The organism is Gordonia polyisoprenivorans NBRC 16320 = JCM 10675, assembly GCF_000241325.1.
In the GTDB taxonomy this organism is placed as follows: Bacteria; Actinomycetota; Actinomycetes; order Mycobacteriales; family Mycobacteriaceae; genus Gordonia; species Gordonia polyisoprenivorans.
Genome location: NZ_BAEI01000084.1, coordinates 72,452 through 87,533, shown reverse-complemented (window position 1 = coordinate 87,533; position 15,082 = coordinate 72,452). Strand labels below are relative to the sequence as shown.

Here is a 15,082-nt window from a genome sequence, read left to right as displayed (position 1 = left end):
AACGGACCAACTCACGCGGCGGGAGTCACCCCGCGAAACATCGAGGCTAGAGCGAGAACCGATGGTGATCACCGAGCGGCTCCATCCGAACTCATCGGCCATCGGTTTGCCCACGATGCCGAAGAGGACATTGACAGTACCGGTCCCGAAAAACGGGGTGAGGAATCCTCTTGCCGCATAAAACCATCGGTTGAGATGACCGAAGCGGACGGGCGGGGTGGCCGTGGCCGTGGCCATCACGGAACTCCTTTATCCAGAGAAAGCCGCGCGGCGACCCGGAGATGAGGCGCGGATCACCCATCGCAGCGGATGGACAGTCCGATTGTAAATCTCGAACCTATCGGACATCGGCGACTGCCGGACACACCTCCCCGCAACTGTCAGACAGGTCCGCAGCACCTCATCGCGGACAGGACTCTTGCGCCGCGGCGGCAAGCGACGATACTGTCATGCAAATGGTCAGTCCAATGACCGAAACCGCCGGGCCCCGCCCGCACACGAAAGGACACCGACGTCTGATGGCCGAATTCACCGACATCACCTACGAGGTCGACAACGGGCTGGCGTGGATCACGATCAATCGCCCCGAGCGCTACAACGCCTTCCGCGCCCAGACCGTCGACGAGTTGATCCTCGCGTTCAAGCGGGCCTGGGCCAGTTCCGATGTCGGCGTCGTAGCCCTCACCGGAGCCGGCGACAAGGCATTCTGTGCGGGAGGCGATCAGAAACAGCGTGCCGAGACCGGCGACTACGGCCCGTCGCAGAGCGGCTTGTTCGAGGTCGAGTCGCTGCACCGCGTCATCCGCGACAACCCCAAGCCCGTCATCGCCGCCGTCAACGGTCTGGCCATCGGCGGTGGACACGTGCTGCATGTGCTGTGCGATCTGACCATCGCTGCCGATACCGCCCAGTTCGGCCAGAACGGTCCCCGCGTCGGATCGTTCGACGCCGGCCTCGGCTCGGGATACCTGGCTCGCGTCGTCGGCGAGAAGCGCGCGAGAGAGATCTGGTTCATGCTGCGCCGCCTGTCGGCAGAAGAAGCCCTCGACTGGGGTCTGGTCAACAAGGTCGTCCCGGCCGCCGAATTGCGCAATGAGGTGCGTGCATGGGCGGACCAGATGCTCGACTTCTCCCCGACCGCACTGAAAGTCCTCAAGCAGTCGCTCAACACCGACACCGAACACTTCGTCAGCGTCGGGCAGATGGCGTATTCGACTCTGGAGATCTTCGGCGAGACCCCCGAAGCCCGCGAGGGCATCACGGCGTTCAACGAGAAGCGCAAGCCCGACTTCACCCCCTACCGGGGCAAGTAGCAGTGCAGTTCTCCACCGAACAGGTCCAGTTCGCGGCGGCCGTCGAGCAGTACTGCCGCCGCGAACTGGCAACCGTCGTCCAGCGCGACGCCGTGACCGACGGCGGCACCCTGTCCAACAGCCCGAAAGTGCTGGCCGATATGGCGGGCAACGGTTGGCTGGCGGTGTCGCTGCCGGAAGAACTCGGGGGTGGCGGTGCGGGATTCGTCGATGAGTGCATCTTCTTGGAGGAGTCCGCCCGCGGACTGGCTCCGATCACGGGCTACTCCACCGGACTCACCGCCGCTCAGACCTATCTGCGGTGGGGCACCGACGATCAGAAGAAGACCATCGTCACCAATCTCGCTGCCGGGCGGCTCGAGGCCATCGCCCTGTCCGAGCCCGGCGCCGGTTCCGATCTGGCCGGGCTCCGGGTCACCGCGCGGCGCGAGGGCGACCGATATGTGATCAACGGTCAGAAGACCTGGATCTCGGCCGCCCATGTGGCCGAACACATCCTGGTCCTCGCCCGCGAGAACTCCTCGGGGACCAAACATCAGGGCTTGACGCTGCTGATGGTGCCCACCGACGCCCCGGGGTTGACCATTCGCGGTATCGAGACGATGGAAGCCCGTACCTGCAACGACGTGTTCTTCACCGACGTCGAGGTACCCGCCTCCGCGGTCGTCGGAGAGCCCTGCAATGCGTGGAAGCAACTCATGCGGGGCCTGAGCATCGAACGGATGATCATCGCGGCCATGAGCATCGGTGGTGCCCGTCGAGCACTCGACGACGTCATCGCCTACGCGCGGCAACGTGAGCAGTTCGGCCGGGCGATCGGCTCCTTCCAGGCGCTGCGACACCGCATCGCTGATCTGGCCACCGACATCGAACTCGCCCGGGTGTTCGTCTACGATGTCGCGGCCAAGATCGATGCCGGCCTCGAGGACGATCTCGCGCGGGAAAGCGCCATGGCCAAGATGCGATGCACCGAGGTCGCGAAGAACACGACACTCGAGGCCATGCAGATGATGGGTGGTTACGGCTACGCCCGCGAGTACGGCATGGAGGGCCAGGTGCGTCGCGCGCTCGCTCCTCCGATCTATGGCGGTACCAACGAGATTCAGCGCGAGATCATCGCGAACAACATCGGCCTGTGAGTTCCCCCAACCCGACGACTGCTGCTCCGAAAGGTGCATGATGACCGACGACACCACGTTTTCCCCGAAACTGCTTGCCGACAAACGCATCCTGATCACCGGCGGCGGTACCGGCCTCGGCCGGGGCGTCGCCCGCCATCTGGTGGAGCACGGCGCCGAAGTCCACCTGTGGGGCCGGCGTGAGGCCGTACTGGCCGAGGCCGCCGAGGAGGCATCGGCTCCCCGCCCCGGGTCCGTGCACTTCCACACGGTGGATGTACGCGACTACGACAGCGTCGACTCGACGATGGCCACCATCTGGTCCGATCACGGGCCGCTGACCGGGGTGCTCAACAACGCGGCGGCGAACTTCATCGCACAAACCAAGGATCTGAGCCCTCGCGCGTTCTCGGCCATCACCAGCACCGTGATGAACGGGTCCTTTCACACCGCGCACGCGGCCGGCAAGAGGTGGATCGCCGACGGTCTGCCCGGTTCCATCCTGTCCACACTGACCACCTGGGTGTGGACCGGAAGCGCATTCGTCGTGCCCTCGGCCATGGCCAAGGCCGCGGTCCACTCGATGACGATGTCGTTGGCCGTGGAGTGGGCGAAGTACAACATCCGCGTGAATGCTGTTGCCCCCGGACCGATTCCGACCGACTACGCCTGGGAGATGCTCAATCCGACCGACAAGAGCTCGGTCGGTGCAACCCAGACCGATCAGATCCCCGCCGGTCGTGCCGGCACCATCGACGAGTTGGCCAACCTGACGATGTTCCTGCTCTCCGACGCCTGCGACTATCTGACCGGGCAGACGATCGCGATGGACGGTGGTCAGATGTTGGCGGGTCCGGGGACATTCGCCGGCCTGACGAATCTCTCCGACGCCGATTGGGAGCAGATCAAGGAGAGCAGCAAGGCTGCCTCCGCGTCGAGCAGGAGCCAACGCACCGTGTAGGTGAGGACGTTCGCGGTAGGAGGCACCAATGTGCAGATCCCGATCCCGAAGAATCAGCGGCATCGCGTGGACATCGTTCGCGTGCATGCTGATGTGGTTGGCGTCGGCGGCCGGTCCCGCGAGTGCCACACCCCCACCGACCGGACCGCCGCAAGTCAACTGGAACAACGCCTTTGCCTACGGGCTGGCCAATCCCGACGCGATCCCGCCGGGCATGAACAAACCCGGTTGCGTACCGTCTCCCCGCCATCCACGTCCCGTGGTCCTGGTCAACGGAATGTTCGAGAGCTCCTATGTCAGCTGGTCCTACCTCTCGACCCGCCTGACCGCACAGGGATACTGCGTCTACGGCACCGACTACGGTCGCGGCACCGGCACACAATTGCCGCTGCTGCAGGTCAATGCGTTGACCGAGTCGGCCGCCGAAATCGGGCGATTCATCGACGTCGTCCGTCGGGAGACCGGAGCGGATACCGTCGACCTGGTCGGCCACTCAGAAGGCGGATTGGTCCCGCTCTACTACATCAATCATCTCGGTGGCGATCGCACGGTGCACGACATGATCGGCATCGCGCCGATCACCAACGGTGTGCGCCTCTACGGCCTGCTCACCGAACTGAGATCCGATCCCGCATTGGCACAACGGGTTGGTGATGCGCTGCCCATCGTTCGGGACGGGGCCGTGGGTTCGGACTTCGTGCGTGCGACCGCACGCGGCGGGATGACCCGACCCGGCGTGCGCTACCTGACCATCAGTTCGCGACACGACCTGGTCGTGGAGACGCGCGAATCCGCACTCCCGTCAGGACCATCCGTGACCAACATCGTCATCCAGGACTATTGCCCGAACGACCTGGCCGACCACAACACGCTCGCCTACGACGAGAACATCGCGTCGCTGGTCGACGACCGGCTCGCCGAACGACCGCTCACCGCGCCACACTGCCGCCCGGTGGCGCCCTTCGTGCACAATGCGTCCCTCGCACCTTGAGCGGCACATCGTTCAGACCGAGGTGTGGTCTGTCAACGGGCGATGGCACGCCCGTGAAGTGCGGTCCGAGTTGCCGATTCGTAGGGGCGATACCTGACCGTATTCACTCCGACCTGTGACACGCGATGCGTTTCGGTGTTGTCCGCGGCTTGCGTTTCGCCGCAGCGATCCCCGCCTTCCTGACGGCGCCCGACTCCAAATGTTGGCGCGCTCTTGCAGCTCGCGCCATACCGATTTCCGCGAAGAGGGCCATATGAGCTCGGCTGTTCGGCGTGACCGTGTCAGCCGCGTCGCATTGACGCTCTTGGAGAACATCGACGCGATCAGCGAAGCGCTGAGCATCGGCAACGGATACCGCCCAGCTGGTTTGGCCGAGGCCTTCGAAGCGACGTCCTGGGTCACTGATGGCTAACCGGCAGAAATGCTCGGTCGCGTGTCACACCGCCACCGTGCGGGCGTTACGCACCTCGGCCAACGCCAACCCGTCATCCCACGAAGCCGCCCGTGCGATCAGCGCGCGATACTTCATGACGTCCCCCCGACGGTTCAATGCAAGCGCTCCGACCAGGCGGTCGTTTTCCCGGTAGAGCGCGACGAAGGCATCCGACGTCGGAGACCCGGTGACGACGGTAGGTTCCCCGACCGGGAGTCCGACGAGTTGGATACGACTTCCGTACCAGTCCGACCAGAAATACGGGATATGGCGATAGGCCACCGGGCTCTCCGGTGCCAACAGGTTGCGCATGGCCCGGGCACCCTGCTCGGCAGCATTCGTCCAGTGCTCGATTCGGATGGACCGCTCGAAATCCTCAGACCACCACCGCGCGACATCCCCTGCGGCCCAGACACTCTCGCCCGCCCTCATCGTCGCGTCACAGACGATGCCGTTGTCGAGGGTCAGCCCGGAGCCGGTGAGCCAACCCGTGTTCGGGTCGGCGCCGATCCCGACGACCACCAGATCGGCCGTCAGTGTACGTCCGTCGGTAAGCCGCACTGCCTCCACACGGCTCCCGCCGACCAGCGATTCAACGCCTGCGCCGCAGAGCAATTCGGTTCCGTGGCGCTGATGGAGATCACTGAGCCACTTGCCGGCGGTCGCGCCGACAGCACGCACCAGCGGGGTCTCGGCCGCCTCGACGATCGTCGCGTGCGCTCCATGTTCAGCCGCCGCGGAGGCCACTTCGGATCCGATGAAGCCACCGCCGACGATCACCGTGCGACACCCGGACCGCAAAGCGCGGCCGACGCGCAGCGCATCGTCAAGCGTTCGCAGCGTTTCCACTCCTTGCAGATGCTCACTGCCCGGCAGTCGACGCGCAGCCGACCCCGTGGCCAGGAGAATGGCGTCGTAGTCGACTGCGACGTCCCCGACCGTCACCAGCCTAGACGCGCTGTCGAGGGAGTCGGCAGGAGCACCCAACATCAATCGGATGTCGAGTTCGTCAGCCAACGTGGTGGCCCCGTCGAAGTATGGTGTGACGGGCTCCTCGACACCGAGGATGAAGTCCTTCGACAGCGGCGGGCGGTCATAGGGTAGATGGGTCTCATCTCCGATGAGCACGAGTTCTCCGGTGAATCCATCGGCGCGAGCCGCTTGAGCGGCACGTAATCCGGCGAGCGACGCGCCGACGATCACGACCTTGTCCGGGACGCCCACTATTCGTCCTCGACCAACGACAGTGCGGCCGTTGGGCAGGCGGCGACCGCCTGCCGGACGAGGTCGAGCTGATCGTCGGGCACATCGTGGCGAAGGACCTGGAGGTCGCCGTCCTCGCCGACCTCGAAGTAGTCGGGCGCCACCGCCTCACAATTGCCGAGCGAGGTGCACTTGGCCACGTCGAGAACAACTTTCATGACTGATTTCCTTTCACAATGTTGGTTCCTGCCCAGGAGTCCAGGACCAGGAGTTCAGGTAGTTCGGTTTCGATCGCCTTGCGAACGAGGGCCGACGACGGCGGCGCGACCGCCCCGAGCCAGACGCACCCGGTGGTCCCGTCGATGGTGATGGTGTCGCCCTCGGCGATCTGCTGCCCGCTCGATGTGGTGACACCGGCAGCACCGCAGCGTAATTCGTGTGCACCGACCACAGCTGGTATGCCCCATCCCCGGGCGACGACGGCGGCGTGACTCACGAGTCCGCCGGTGGTGGTCAGCAGGCCAACCGACGCCGCCATGCCGGCGACATCCTCCGGACTGGTCTCCGGCCGCACGAGGATCACGTCATCCTCGGCGTCGGCGGCCGCCTCACTGGTCAGAACCACGCGCCCGGTGGCGCGCCCCGGCGATGCACCCAAGCCCCTGGTCACCACTGCGGGTCCACTGCTGCCGTCGCTGACATGGGCCAGTGCCTCGTCGCGTGCCCGGTCGCGCAGCTCGGGCGGCACACGATTGACGGCTTCGGCGGGCGTGAGCGCGATCTCCGGGTCGTTGCTCATGTCCACCGCGATCCGGACTGCAGCACAGGCACTTCGCTTGCCGGCACGTGTCTGCAGGAGCCAGAGCTTCCCCTCTTCGACGGTGAATTCGACGTCACACATGTCGCGAAAATGGCGCTCGAGTCCATACAGGGTGTCGTGCAGCTGCGCGAAGATCTCCGGATGAATGGTCGCCAGATCGGCAACGTGCAGCGTACGTGTCGTGCCGGCGACGACATCCTCCCCCTGCGCGAGAGGGAGATAGTCGCCGTAGAGCACTTTGTGCCCGGTCGCCGGGTCGCGGGTGAACACAACTCCCGTTCCCGATCTCTCACCACGATTCCCGAACACCATCGCCTGGACCGTGACCGCGGTGCCCAATCCCTGATCGATGTTTTCCCGCTCTCGATATGTCTGGGCACGAGGGCTGTTCCATGACCGGAAGACTGCTTCGACCGCGCCGCGCAGTTGTACAACCGGATCGACCGGAACGTCACGTCCGGCCGCGTCGCGTATCCGCTGCTTCAACTCGTCGACCTGGCGGCGTAGGTCACCATTTTCGGTCACAGCTGCGGCCGAGACCACCGACGGGTCGACGCCCATCACGGTCACGGCGTACATACTCAGGAATCGACGGTAGCTGTCCCAGGCGAATCGGGCGTCGCCGGACACCGCGGCGAGTCCTTCGACGGTGTCGTCGTTCAGACCGAGATTGAGAACGGTGTCCAGCATGCCCGGCATCGAGACCGGCGCCCCGCTCCGGACCGCGACGAGCAACGGATCTCGACTATCCCCCAGGGACCGTCCCATCCGCACACCCAACTCCCGGGTGAAGGCGGCAAGCGCGTCGTCCATGCCATCCGGCCACCCGTTCTCGAGGTACTCGTGACACACCGGCACCGAGATCGTGAATCCCGGCGGAACGCTGATACCCAACGCGCTCGTCATCTCGGCCAGGCCCGCGCCTTTGCCGCCAAGGAGGTGCACCAGGTCGTCGTGCGATGCCGCGTGAGGGTGATCGAAGGTGTAAATCGCCTGTTCAAGCGCCGTTGGGGACGTACCGGAATGTCGCGTCACAGTGGTCACATCGCTCCTTGGTCTAACCTTTTCTATGGTTGACAAAAACATAGCAGAAGTTCTAACTTGTGAGAAGGCCCACACAAAAGTCGTAGAAAGTGACGCACGTGACAACTACCGAAGCAACGCCGGATCGCGCAGATCTGATGGATATCTCGATCTTCAGCGCCGACCGAGAGATGCCCCTGTTGGACGAGTTGCGATCGACTGACCCCGTCCACTGGAACCCGCCATCAGCATTGGGTCCCGGATTCTGGGCGCTGACCCGTTACGAGGACGTCAAAGCCGCCGCGTACGACAACACGAGGTTGTCCTCGGCCTCCGGGACCCAGATCGTCGATCGCAAGGTCGAGGGCAAACTGGCGAGCCTGCACAATCTCGACGATCCCGAGCACGCCAAACTACGCAAGATCGCCGTGCCCCATCTGCGATCGGTCAAGATCAAACAGTGGCAGGAGATGATCGACGAGGCCGTCACCTATCTGCTGGATGACGTGACCAGCCGTGACGACGAGTTCGACATGGTGCACACCGTGTCGGCGCGACTGCCGATGCTCGTGCTTTCCCGGGTATTAGGTGTGCCCGCGCAGGACGCACCGAAGATGGTCGACTGGACCAACCGGCTCACCAGTTCGGACCCCGCAGACCAAGTGGACGCGACGTCGCTGGCCGAGGCGCGCGACGAGGTCATGTCATATTTCGAGATGCTCACCGAACTGCGCCGCCGGGAACCCGGCCACGATCTCATCAGCGTGTTGGCCAATGGCGAGAAGGACGGTCGGCCCCTCACCTGGGACGAACTCGCCGCCTATTACATCGTGCTGGTCGCCGCCGGCAACGAGACCACGCGCCACGCGGTCTCGGGCGGAACCATCCTCTTCGACCGGAACCGGTCGGCCTGGGAACGCCTCGTCGCGGACAGGTCGGCACTGAACCCCGCGGTCGAAGAGGTCCTGCGCTGGGTGAGCCCGGTCGCGGCGATGCGCAGGACCGCGCTGGAGCCGATGACGATCGGCGGCAAGGACATCACCGCGGGCGACAAGGTGGTCCTGTGGTTCTCGGCGGCCAACCGCGACCCCGAGGTGTTCGACGATCCGCATGCCTTCCGGATCGATCGCACCCCCAACGAGCACCTGACATTCGGGTGGGGTGTGCACTTCTGCCTCGGCGCCCACCTCGCACGCGCCGAGATCCGGGCCTTCTTCACCGAGGCGTTACGCCGCAACATTCACTTCGAGGTCACTGGCAGCCCGGTTCGAGTGGAACACAACATCTTCCGCGGATGGACCGATCTTCCTGTGTGCATCGGAAAGGCCTGATCGATGACGGGTACCGAACTCGCGCCGGACACCGTCGTGGTGCCGGACGCGCGCTTGTACATCGACGGACGGTGGAGTTCGCCGTCGGATCGAGAACTCGTCCCGGTGCACAACCCGGCAACCGAGCAGGTCATCGGGTCGGTGATCGAGTGCACCAGAGCCGACATCGATGCGGCCTTCGCTGCGGCGCGACAGGCCCTGGGACCATGGGCGGCCACCACCGTCGAACACCGGGCCGAGCTACTCGACGCACTCGCGGACGCCCTACACGATCGCGGTGAAGAGCTCGCTGTGCTCGCCTCGATGGAGATCGGCATGCCGCTGACGGAATCGCGGGCTGTCCAGGCGGCGTTCCCGGAATCGGTGCTGCGCAGTATCGTCGACGTCGCCCGGACCACCCGGTGGGAATACGACGACGAGTCCGGCACCACAATCGTGCGTGAACCCGTCGGGGTGGTGTTGGCCATCACTCCGTGGAACTTCCCGGTACATCAGATCATCGCCAAGTTGGCGCCGGCCCTGGCGACCGGATGCACTGTTGTGCTGAAACCGGCTGAGCTGACGCCACTCAACGCACTGTTCCTGGCGGAGCTGTGCGACGCGGCGGGGATACCGGCCGGCGTGGTCAATGTCGTCACCGGTCGCGGCAGCACCACGGGCGAGATGCTGGTCCAGTCAGAGGGCTATGACCTCGTCTCCTTCACTGGGTCACTGACGGTCGGCAAACACATCGGTCAGGTCGCCGGCGGTCGAGTCATCCGGGCAACCCTCGAGCTCGGCGGCAAGTCGCCCGCGGTGGTGCTCGACGACGCCGATTTGGAGATCGCCGTCCGCACCACGGTGAGGAACTGTTTCACCAATGCCGGCCAGAAGTGCAACGCGCCGACCCGGCTCATCGTCCCCGACGGCGAACTTGCGCGGGCTCGGGAGATCGCTGTCGCGGCAGCTGCGTCCTACGTCCTCGGGGACCCGATTGATCCGTCGACGACGATGGGCCCCTTGGCATCTGCCGCACAGCGAGACAAGGTTCTGGGTTATCTCGATGCCGCGCGCGCTCGCGGGGCAACGGTCGCCGGCGGGGTGCGGGCCGACGGCTTCGACGCCGGGTACTACGTGACCCCGGCGATTGTGACCGACGTCGGCGAGAACGATCCCGTGGTCACCGACGAGATCTTCGGTCCCGTGCTTGTGCTGCTGGGGCACCAAGGGTTTGACGATGCGGTCCGGATCGCCAACGACACACCGTACGGACTGTCGGCCGAGGTGTGGTCGGCCGATCCGGCTCTGGCCGAAGCTCTTGCGCGGCATATCGCGGCAGGGCAGGTGCGGATCAACGGTGTGCGTTCACCGCAGCCGCCGGTCGCGCCCTTCGGGGGATACAAAGCGTCCGGGATCGGTCGCGAGCTCGGCCGATTCGGCCTGGACGAATACCTGGAAACCAAGGCCGTACTCGGCCTCCACCACAAGTCGTAGGAGAAGACCAATGCGAGCAGCAGTGACGTGGGCGATCGGTGGTCCGTTCGACGTGCGCGCGGACGCGACACGCCGTGAGCCAGGTCCCGGCGAGGTTGCGGTCCGGGTGCGGGCGGCCGGGGTGTGTCAAACGGACATCTCGTTGTCCGGCGGTGCGTTCGGTCAGACCGCGCCGGTTGTCCTGGGCCACGAAGGAGCCGGTGAGATTGTGGAGATCGGCTCCGGCGTAACCGGACTGGCAGTCGGTGATCGCGTACTCATCACCTGGGTCCCACCATGTGGCCGATGTTACAACTGCCGTCGACACGAGACCTACATCTGCTCTAATCGCAAGCGGTCCAGCGAGCAGGGCGCCGGATTGACGGTCGACGGCTCCGCCGTCCAGGCAGGCCTGGGTACCGCCACCTTTGCCGAAGAGACGGTCATCGCCGCCTCCGGGGTGATCACGCTGCCGGCCGACATCCCATTCGAATACGCCGCGCTCCTCGGTTGTGCGGTACCCACCGGATTCGGCGCCGCCGTTCATTCCGCACAGGTCCGCCCGGGTGAATCGGTGTTGGTGATCGGTTGCGGTGCAGTGGGTCTGAGCGCACTACAGGGTGCGCGGATCGCCGGGGCCGGCGAGCTGGTTGCCGTCGACCCGTTCGCGTCGCGGCGCAGCATGGCGATCTCCCTGGGCGCAAGCCATGCGCTCACCCCCGACGACGATCCCACCTCGGCACTCACCGACGCGCCGGGATTCGATGTCGTCATCGACGCGGTTGCGCGGTCATCGACCATCCGATCCGCGTGGTCGTCAGCCCGGCGTGGCGGACGGGTTGTCGTCGTGGGCGCGGGACGAGCCGACGATCCGGTCGAGTTCAGCGCACAGGAGCTCTTCCACGACGCCAAGCAGCTCATTGGTTCGTACTACGGCTCGGCTGACATGCAACGCGACGTCCCCGAGCTCATCTCTCTATGGCGCACAGGACGTTTCGATCTCGCAAGTATGGTCGACGACGTCGTGGACCTCGCGAAAATCAACGACGTCGTATCGGCACAGCGATCCGGCACCTCATTGCGGACGATGGTGAGCATCTGAATGCCCATCTGCCGGATATTTCGCCACTCACTACCTCGCACTGCTGTACAAGCCATGCAGACTACGGAATGGGACACCCAGTGCCACTGAACCGACCGGTCACCAGCGAGCAACTCGACCATCTCCTCCGACCCGAGCGGATCGCACTCGTCGGCGCGAGCGACAAGAACCTGTTCTCGCGCAGAGCCTTCACCCAGCACGCACGCCTCGACGCCGGCAAGCCCATCACCCTGGTCAACCCGCGGACCGCGGTGGTCCACGGGACCCCGACCGTGCCGTCCTGTCGGGATATCGAGGGCGGTATCGACTGTGCCTTCCTACTGACACCGCAGAAGGCAACAGCCGACGCACTCCGCGACGCGGCGGCCGGGGGAGCCAAGGCCGCGGCCGTCCTGAGTCAGGGGTGGGCCGAAGAAGGACCGGACGGCCGACGCCAACAAGACCAACTCGTCGGTCTGGCCGAAGAGCTCGGGGTGGTGCTGCTGGGCCCGAATCACCTGGGCTTCGCCAACTTCGCCGACGGCATCGCACTGTGCGCGCTCGGCCTCGACATGCCCATCGAGCCCGGTCCGTTCGCGCTGGTGACCCAGAGCGGTGCGGTCGGGTCGTCGCTGGTCGGCTACGCCGCGCGCAACGATGCACGTTTCAGCTTCGTCGTCACCACCGGAAACGAATCGATGATCACCGTCGCAGACGTGGTGCGACACCTCGTCGAGGACGAACACACGCGGTCAATCGGCATCTTCGCCGAGACCATCCGCAAATCCGACGTGTTCCGTGCGGCGGCACGCCGCGCCGCCGAGCTGGGCAAGGCGATCATCATCCTGAAGGCGGGCACCTCGGAACTCGCGGCCGCGACGGCGAAGGCGCACACCGGTGCACTGGTTGGTGATGACCGGGTGATCGATGCGCTTCTGCGGCAGGAAGGCGTCATCCGGGTGCGTTCGGTCGAAGACCTGATCTGCACCGGAATGCTGTGCGCGAACACCGGCCCGCTGCCGCGGAGCGGCGTCGGGATCATGTCGGTGTCGGGCGGCGCGTGTGATCTGATCGCCGACCAAGGACACGATGTGGGTCTGCAACTGCCTCCACTGTCCGACAGCACACGCACCCGCCTGACCGCGATACTCCCGTCCTTCGCCCATCCCCAGAATCCGCTCGACATCACCGGAGCAGCGGCCACCAGACCGGACATGTGGCGCGGCGCCTTCGAGGCACTTGCGGCCCAGCCCGAGATCGGACTCATCGGTGCGGTCACGTCGCTGCCCACCGATGGCGAACCGCAGCGCGTCGACACCTTCACCGCGGTCGGCGCGGCCATTCGCGCCACCGGCATCCCCGGTGTGATCTTCCCGCAGATCGATCAACCACAATCCGAGCAGGTTCGAGACATCAAGGCACAGAGCGGTATCGCCACCGTCCTACCGGGGGTGGAGCGATTCGTCCGGGCCGCCGCCGGCCTCGCCCACTGGTCGACCTGGCTTCGATCACGCTCACCCGGGACGTCCGAGCCGCAGAGGTCGGGCGTCGCGCCCGATGCGTCCATCCGACTTCCGGATTCGCCCTCGCTCAGTGAGAAGGTCGCGCGCGATCTGCTCGGCGTCGCCGGGGTCCCGTTCGTCCCGTCGACGCTGGCGACGAGCCGCGACGAGGCCATCACGGCCGCCGAGGCATTCGATGGAGCCGTCGTGCTCAAGATGTGTTCGGCGGAGGTGGCGCACAAAACGGAACTCGGCGGTGTGGAACTTGATCTCGTTGGGGACGCGGCGGTTGGGGACTCCTACAAACGGATCACCGAGCGGGCCGATGCGGCCGGTGTCACCTTGGACGGCGTGTTGGTCAGTCCGATGCGGCGCAGCGGTATCGAGCTGTTGGTAGGCGTGACCCGGGACGCCGACTGGGGGCAGGTGCTGGCGATCGCCATGGGCGGAGCGCTGGTGGAACTGCTCGACGACACCGCGTTACGGGTGCTGCCGGTCGGCCGTGGGGACATCATCGCGATGCTCGGCGAGTTGCGCGGGTGTCGGCTGCTGCACGGATTCCGCGGCAGCAAACCCGTGGACATGGACCTGCTGGTCGACACGATCGTGTCGATCACATCGGTGGCCGAGGCGCTCGCGGGTGACATCGAGTCCGTCGAGGTCAATCCACTGCTCGTCGACGGCGATCGGATCGAGGCACTCGATGCTCTCATCACCCGAGTCTGACCGCCCGATCAGATCACTCGCGATCGACGAACGAAAGGATCAGCGGTGATCGTCACGCGGAGCGGCGTCAACGATGCCGCCGAACTCGAGACCGCGCTGCGGTCGACCGGAGCGGCGTCGGCAACTGCCCACCTCACCGGCATCAGCGCGACCGCCATCGGCGCAGGTGCCATGGCGGACACGTTTCGGGTGTCGCTGACGTGGCAGGATCCCGACAGCGGCCCGCCCAGCGCAGTGGTGAAACAGCCGGCCCAGGATTCGGCAGCCGCAACCACCGCAGCGTCGCTCGGTGCTTACGAGCGCGAAGCACGCTTCTACACCGAGCTGGCCCCGCACACCGACGTTCGGGTGCCGCGTCTCCTGGGAGTGTCCGGTACCGGCGCAGAAGGCATCCCGAACACGATTGTCCTGGAAGATCTTTCCGAGAACTATCGCCCCGGCGATCAGATCGGCGGAACCGCGCTGCGAGATGTGCAACGAGCCCGCCGACAGCTCGCTCTTCTGCAGGCCCCCTTCTGGGACGAGACGGCGACCGCAGATCTGGCCTGGCTACACCGCCGGATCGGTGTACCCATTCCGGGCATCCTGCGCCGCATGCATGAGTCATGGCACAGCGCGCGAACCGATTTCGACGCGGCTCTCTCTCCGGACCAACGGGCATGCATCGACCGATTCGTCGAGAATGCGGAAACCTGGGCGGCGTCGGCGTTCGGCCCGTTCTCACTCGTGCATCATGACTATCGCGTCGACAACATGCTGTTCTCCCCCACCGACGTGGTGGCGATCGACTGGCAGACGATCGGCTGGGGCCCAGCCATGTTCGACGTCGCATATCTACTGGGCACCTCGATGAATGCCGAACTACGACGCGCCGTGGAACAGGCCGAAATCCGCACACACCTGGACGAACTCGAGGATCTGGGCGTCACGTGGGACCACGACGCCGCTTGGGACGCCTACCGCTGGTCGGCGTTTTCGATTCTGTTCATGCTCGTTCCGCCGATCACATCGGTCAAATCAAACGCCCGAATGGAAGCCATGTTTGCGCGTCTGCTCGCGCTGGGCGCCCAGATGGCACTCGATCTCGACTCCCTCGATTTTCTGCCGGACTGAACGGCCGTCAGCCCG

Annotated in this window: 13 protein-coding genes and 1 pseudogene; 10 read left to right on the top strand and 4 right to left on the bottom strand. The window is 65.4% G+C overall.

The window, feature by feature from the left end; all coding sequences use genetic code 11:
• Positions 1-237 (bottom strand): annotated as a pseudogene (locus GOPIP_RS28600) (hypothetical protein); the annotation flags it as partial.
• Between the two features lie 281 nt (positions 238-518).
• Between GOPIP_RS28600 and GOPIP_RS22960 the strand changes: the two are divergent.
• The 5 genes from GOPIP_RS22960 (at position 519) to GOPIP_RS29200 (ending at position 4,795) form a co-directional block, all read left to right on the top strand.
• Positions 519-1,313 (top strand): enoyl-CoA hydratase-related protein, encoded by a 795-nt coding sequence (locus GOPIP_RS22960; protein WP_006372221.1) that lies wholly within the window; start codon positions 519-521, stop codon positions 1,311-1,313.
• A 2-nt stretch (positions 1,314-1,315) separates the two neighbouring features.
• Positions 1,316-2,452: an acyl-CoA dehydrogenase family protein gene (locus GOPIP_RS22955; protein ID WP_006372220.1), complete on the top strand. Its 1,137-nt coding sequence runs from the start codon at positions 1,316-1,318 to the stop codon at positions 2,450-2,452.
• A gap of 40 nt (positions 2,453-2,492) precedes the next feature.
• Positions 2,493-3,392 (top strand): SDR family oxidoreductase, encoded by a 900-nt coding sequence (locus GOPIP_RS22950; RefSeq protein WP_006372219.1) that lies wholly within the window; start codon positions 2,493-2,495, stop codon positions 3,390-3,392.
• Positions 3,393-3,477: 85 nt separating this feature from the next.
• Positions 3,478-4,383, top strand: coding sequence for an esterase/lipase family protein (locus GOPIP_RS22945; RefSeq protein WP_006372218.1), 906 nt, complete (start codon positions 3,478-3,480; stop codon positions 4,381-4,383).
• Between the two features lie 253 nt (positions 4,384-4,636).
• Positions 4,637-4,795: a hypothetical protein gene (locus GOPIP_RS29200; RefSeq protein ID WP_006372217.1), complete on the top strand. Its 159-nt coding sequence runs from the start codon at positions 4,637-4,639 to the stop codon at positions 4,793-4,795.
• Between the two features lie 24 nt (positions 4,796-4,819).
• Here GOPIP_RS29200 and GOPIP_RS22940 read toward each other — a convergent pair whose 3' ends face one another.
• From GOPIP_RS22940 to GOPIP_RS22930, 3 genes are read right to left on the bottom strand one after another with little or no spacing between them, the layout of a single operon-like run.
• Positions 4,820-6,040 (bottom strand): NAD(P)/FAD-dependent oxidoreductase, encoded by a 1,221-nt coding sequence (locus GOPIP_RS22940; protein ID WP_006372216.1) that lies wholly within the window; start codon positions 6,038-6,040, stop codon positions 4,820-4,822.
• Positions 6,040-6,237 (bottom strand): ferredoxin, encoded by a 198-nt coding sequence (locus GOPIP_RS22935; protein WP_006372215.1) that lies wholly within the window; start codon positions 6,235-6,237, stop codon positions 6,040-6,042. Before GOPIP_RS22935 ends, GOPIP_RS22940 begins: the two co-directional genes overlap by 1 nt.
• Positions 6,234-7,883 (bottom strand): PEP/pyruvate-binding domain-containing protein, encoded by a 1,650-nt coding sequence (locus tag GOPIP_RS22930; protein WP_006372214.1) that lies wholly within the window; start codon positions 7,881-7,883, stop codon positions 6,234-6,236. The genes GOPIP_RS22935 and GOPIP_RS22930 overlap by 4 nt, the downstream gene beginning before the upstream one ends.
• Positions 7,884-7,981: 98 nt before the next feature.
• On the opposite strand from GOPIP_RS22930, the gene GOPIP_RS22925 reads away from it, so the two are divergent.
• From GOPIP_RS22925 to GOPIP_RS22905, 5 genes are all read left to right on the top strand, one after another.
• The gene (locus GOPIP_RS22925) at positions 7,982-9,193 is read left to right on the top strand and encodes a cytochrome P450 (protein ID WP_020171880.1); all 1,212 of its coding nucleotides are present in this window, start codon (positions 7,982-7,984) and stop codon (positions 9,191-9,193) included.
• A 3-nt stretch (positions 9,194-9,196) separates the two neighbouring features.
• Positions 9,197-10,666: an aldehyde dehydrogenase family protein gene (locus tag GOPIP_RS22920; RefSeq protein WP_006372212.1), complete on the top strand. Its 1,470-nt coding sequence runs from the start codon at positions 9,197-9,199 to the stop codon at positions 10,664-10,666.
• Between the two features lie 10 nt (positions 10,667-10,676).
• On the top strand, positions 10,677-11,747 hold the full coding sequence (locus tag GOPIP_RS22915; RefSeq protein WP_006372211.1) for an alcohol dehydrogenase catalytic domain-containing protein: 1,071 nt from the start codon (positions 10,677-10,679) through the stop codon (positions 11,745-11,747).
• Between the two features lie 68 nt (positions 11,748-11,815).
• On the top strand, positions 11,816-13,954 hold the full coding sequence (locus GOPIP_RS22910; protein WP_170320239.1) for an acetate--CoA ligase family protein: 2,139 nt from the start codon (positions 11,816-11,818) through the stop codon (positions 13,952-13,954).
• 45 nt (positions 13,955-13,999) lie between these two features.
• Positions 14,000-15,067, top strand: a complete 1,068-nt coding sequence (locus GOPIP_RS22905; RefSeq protein ID WP_006372209.1) for a phosphotransferase — start codon at positions 14,000-14,002, stop codon at positions 15,065-15,067.
• The last annotated feature ends 15 nt before the right edge of the window (positions 15,068-15,082 follow it).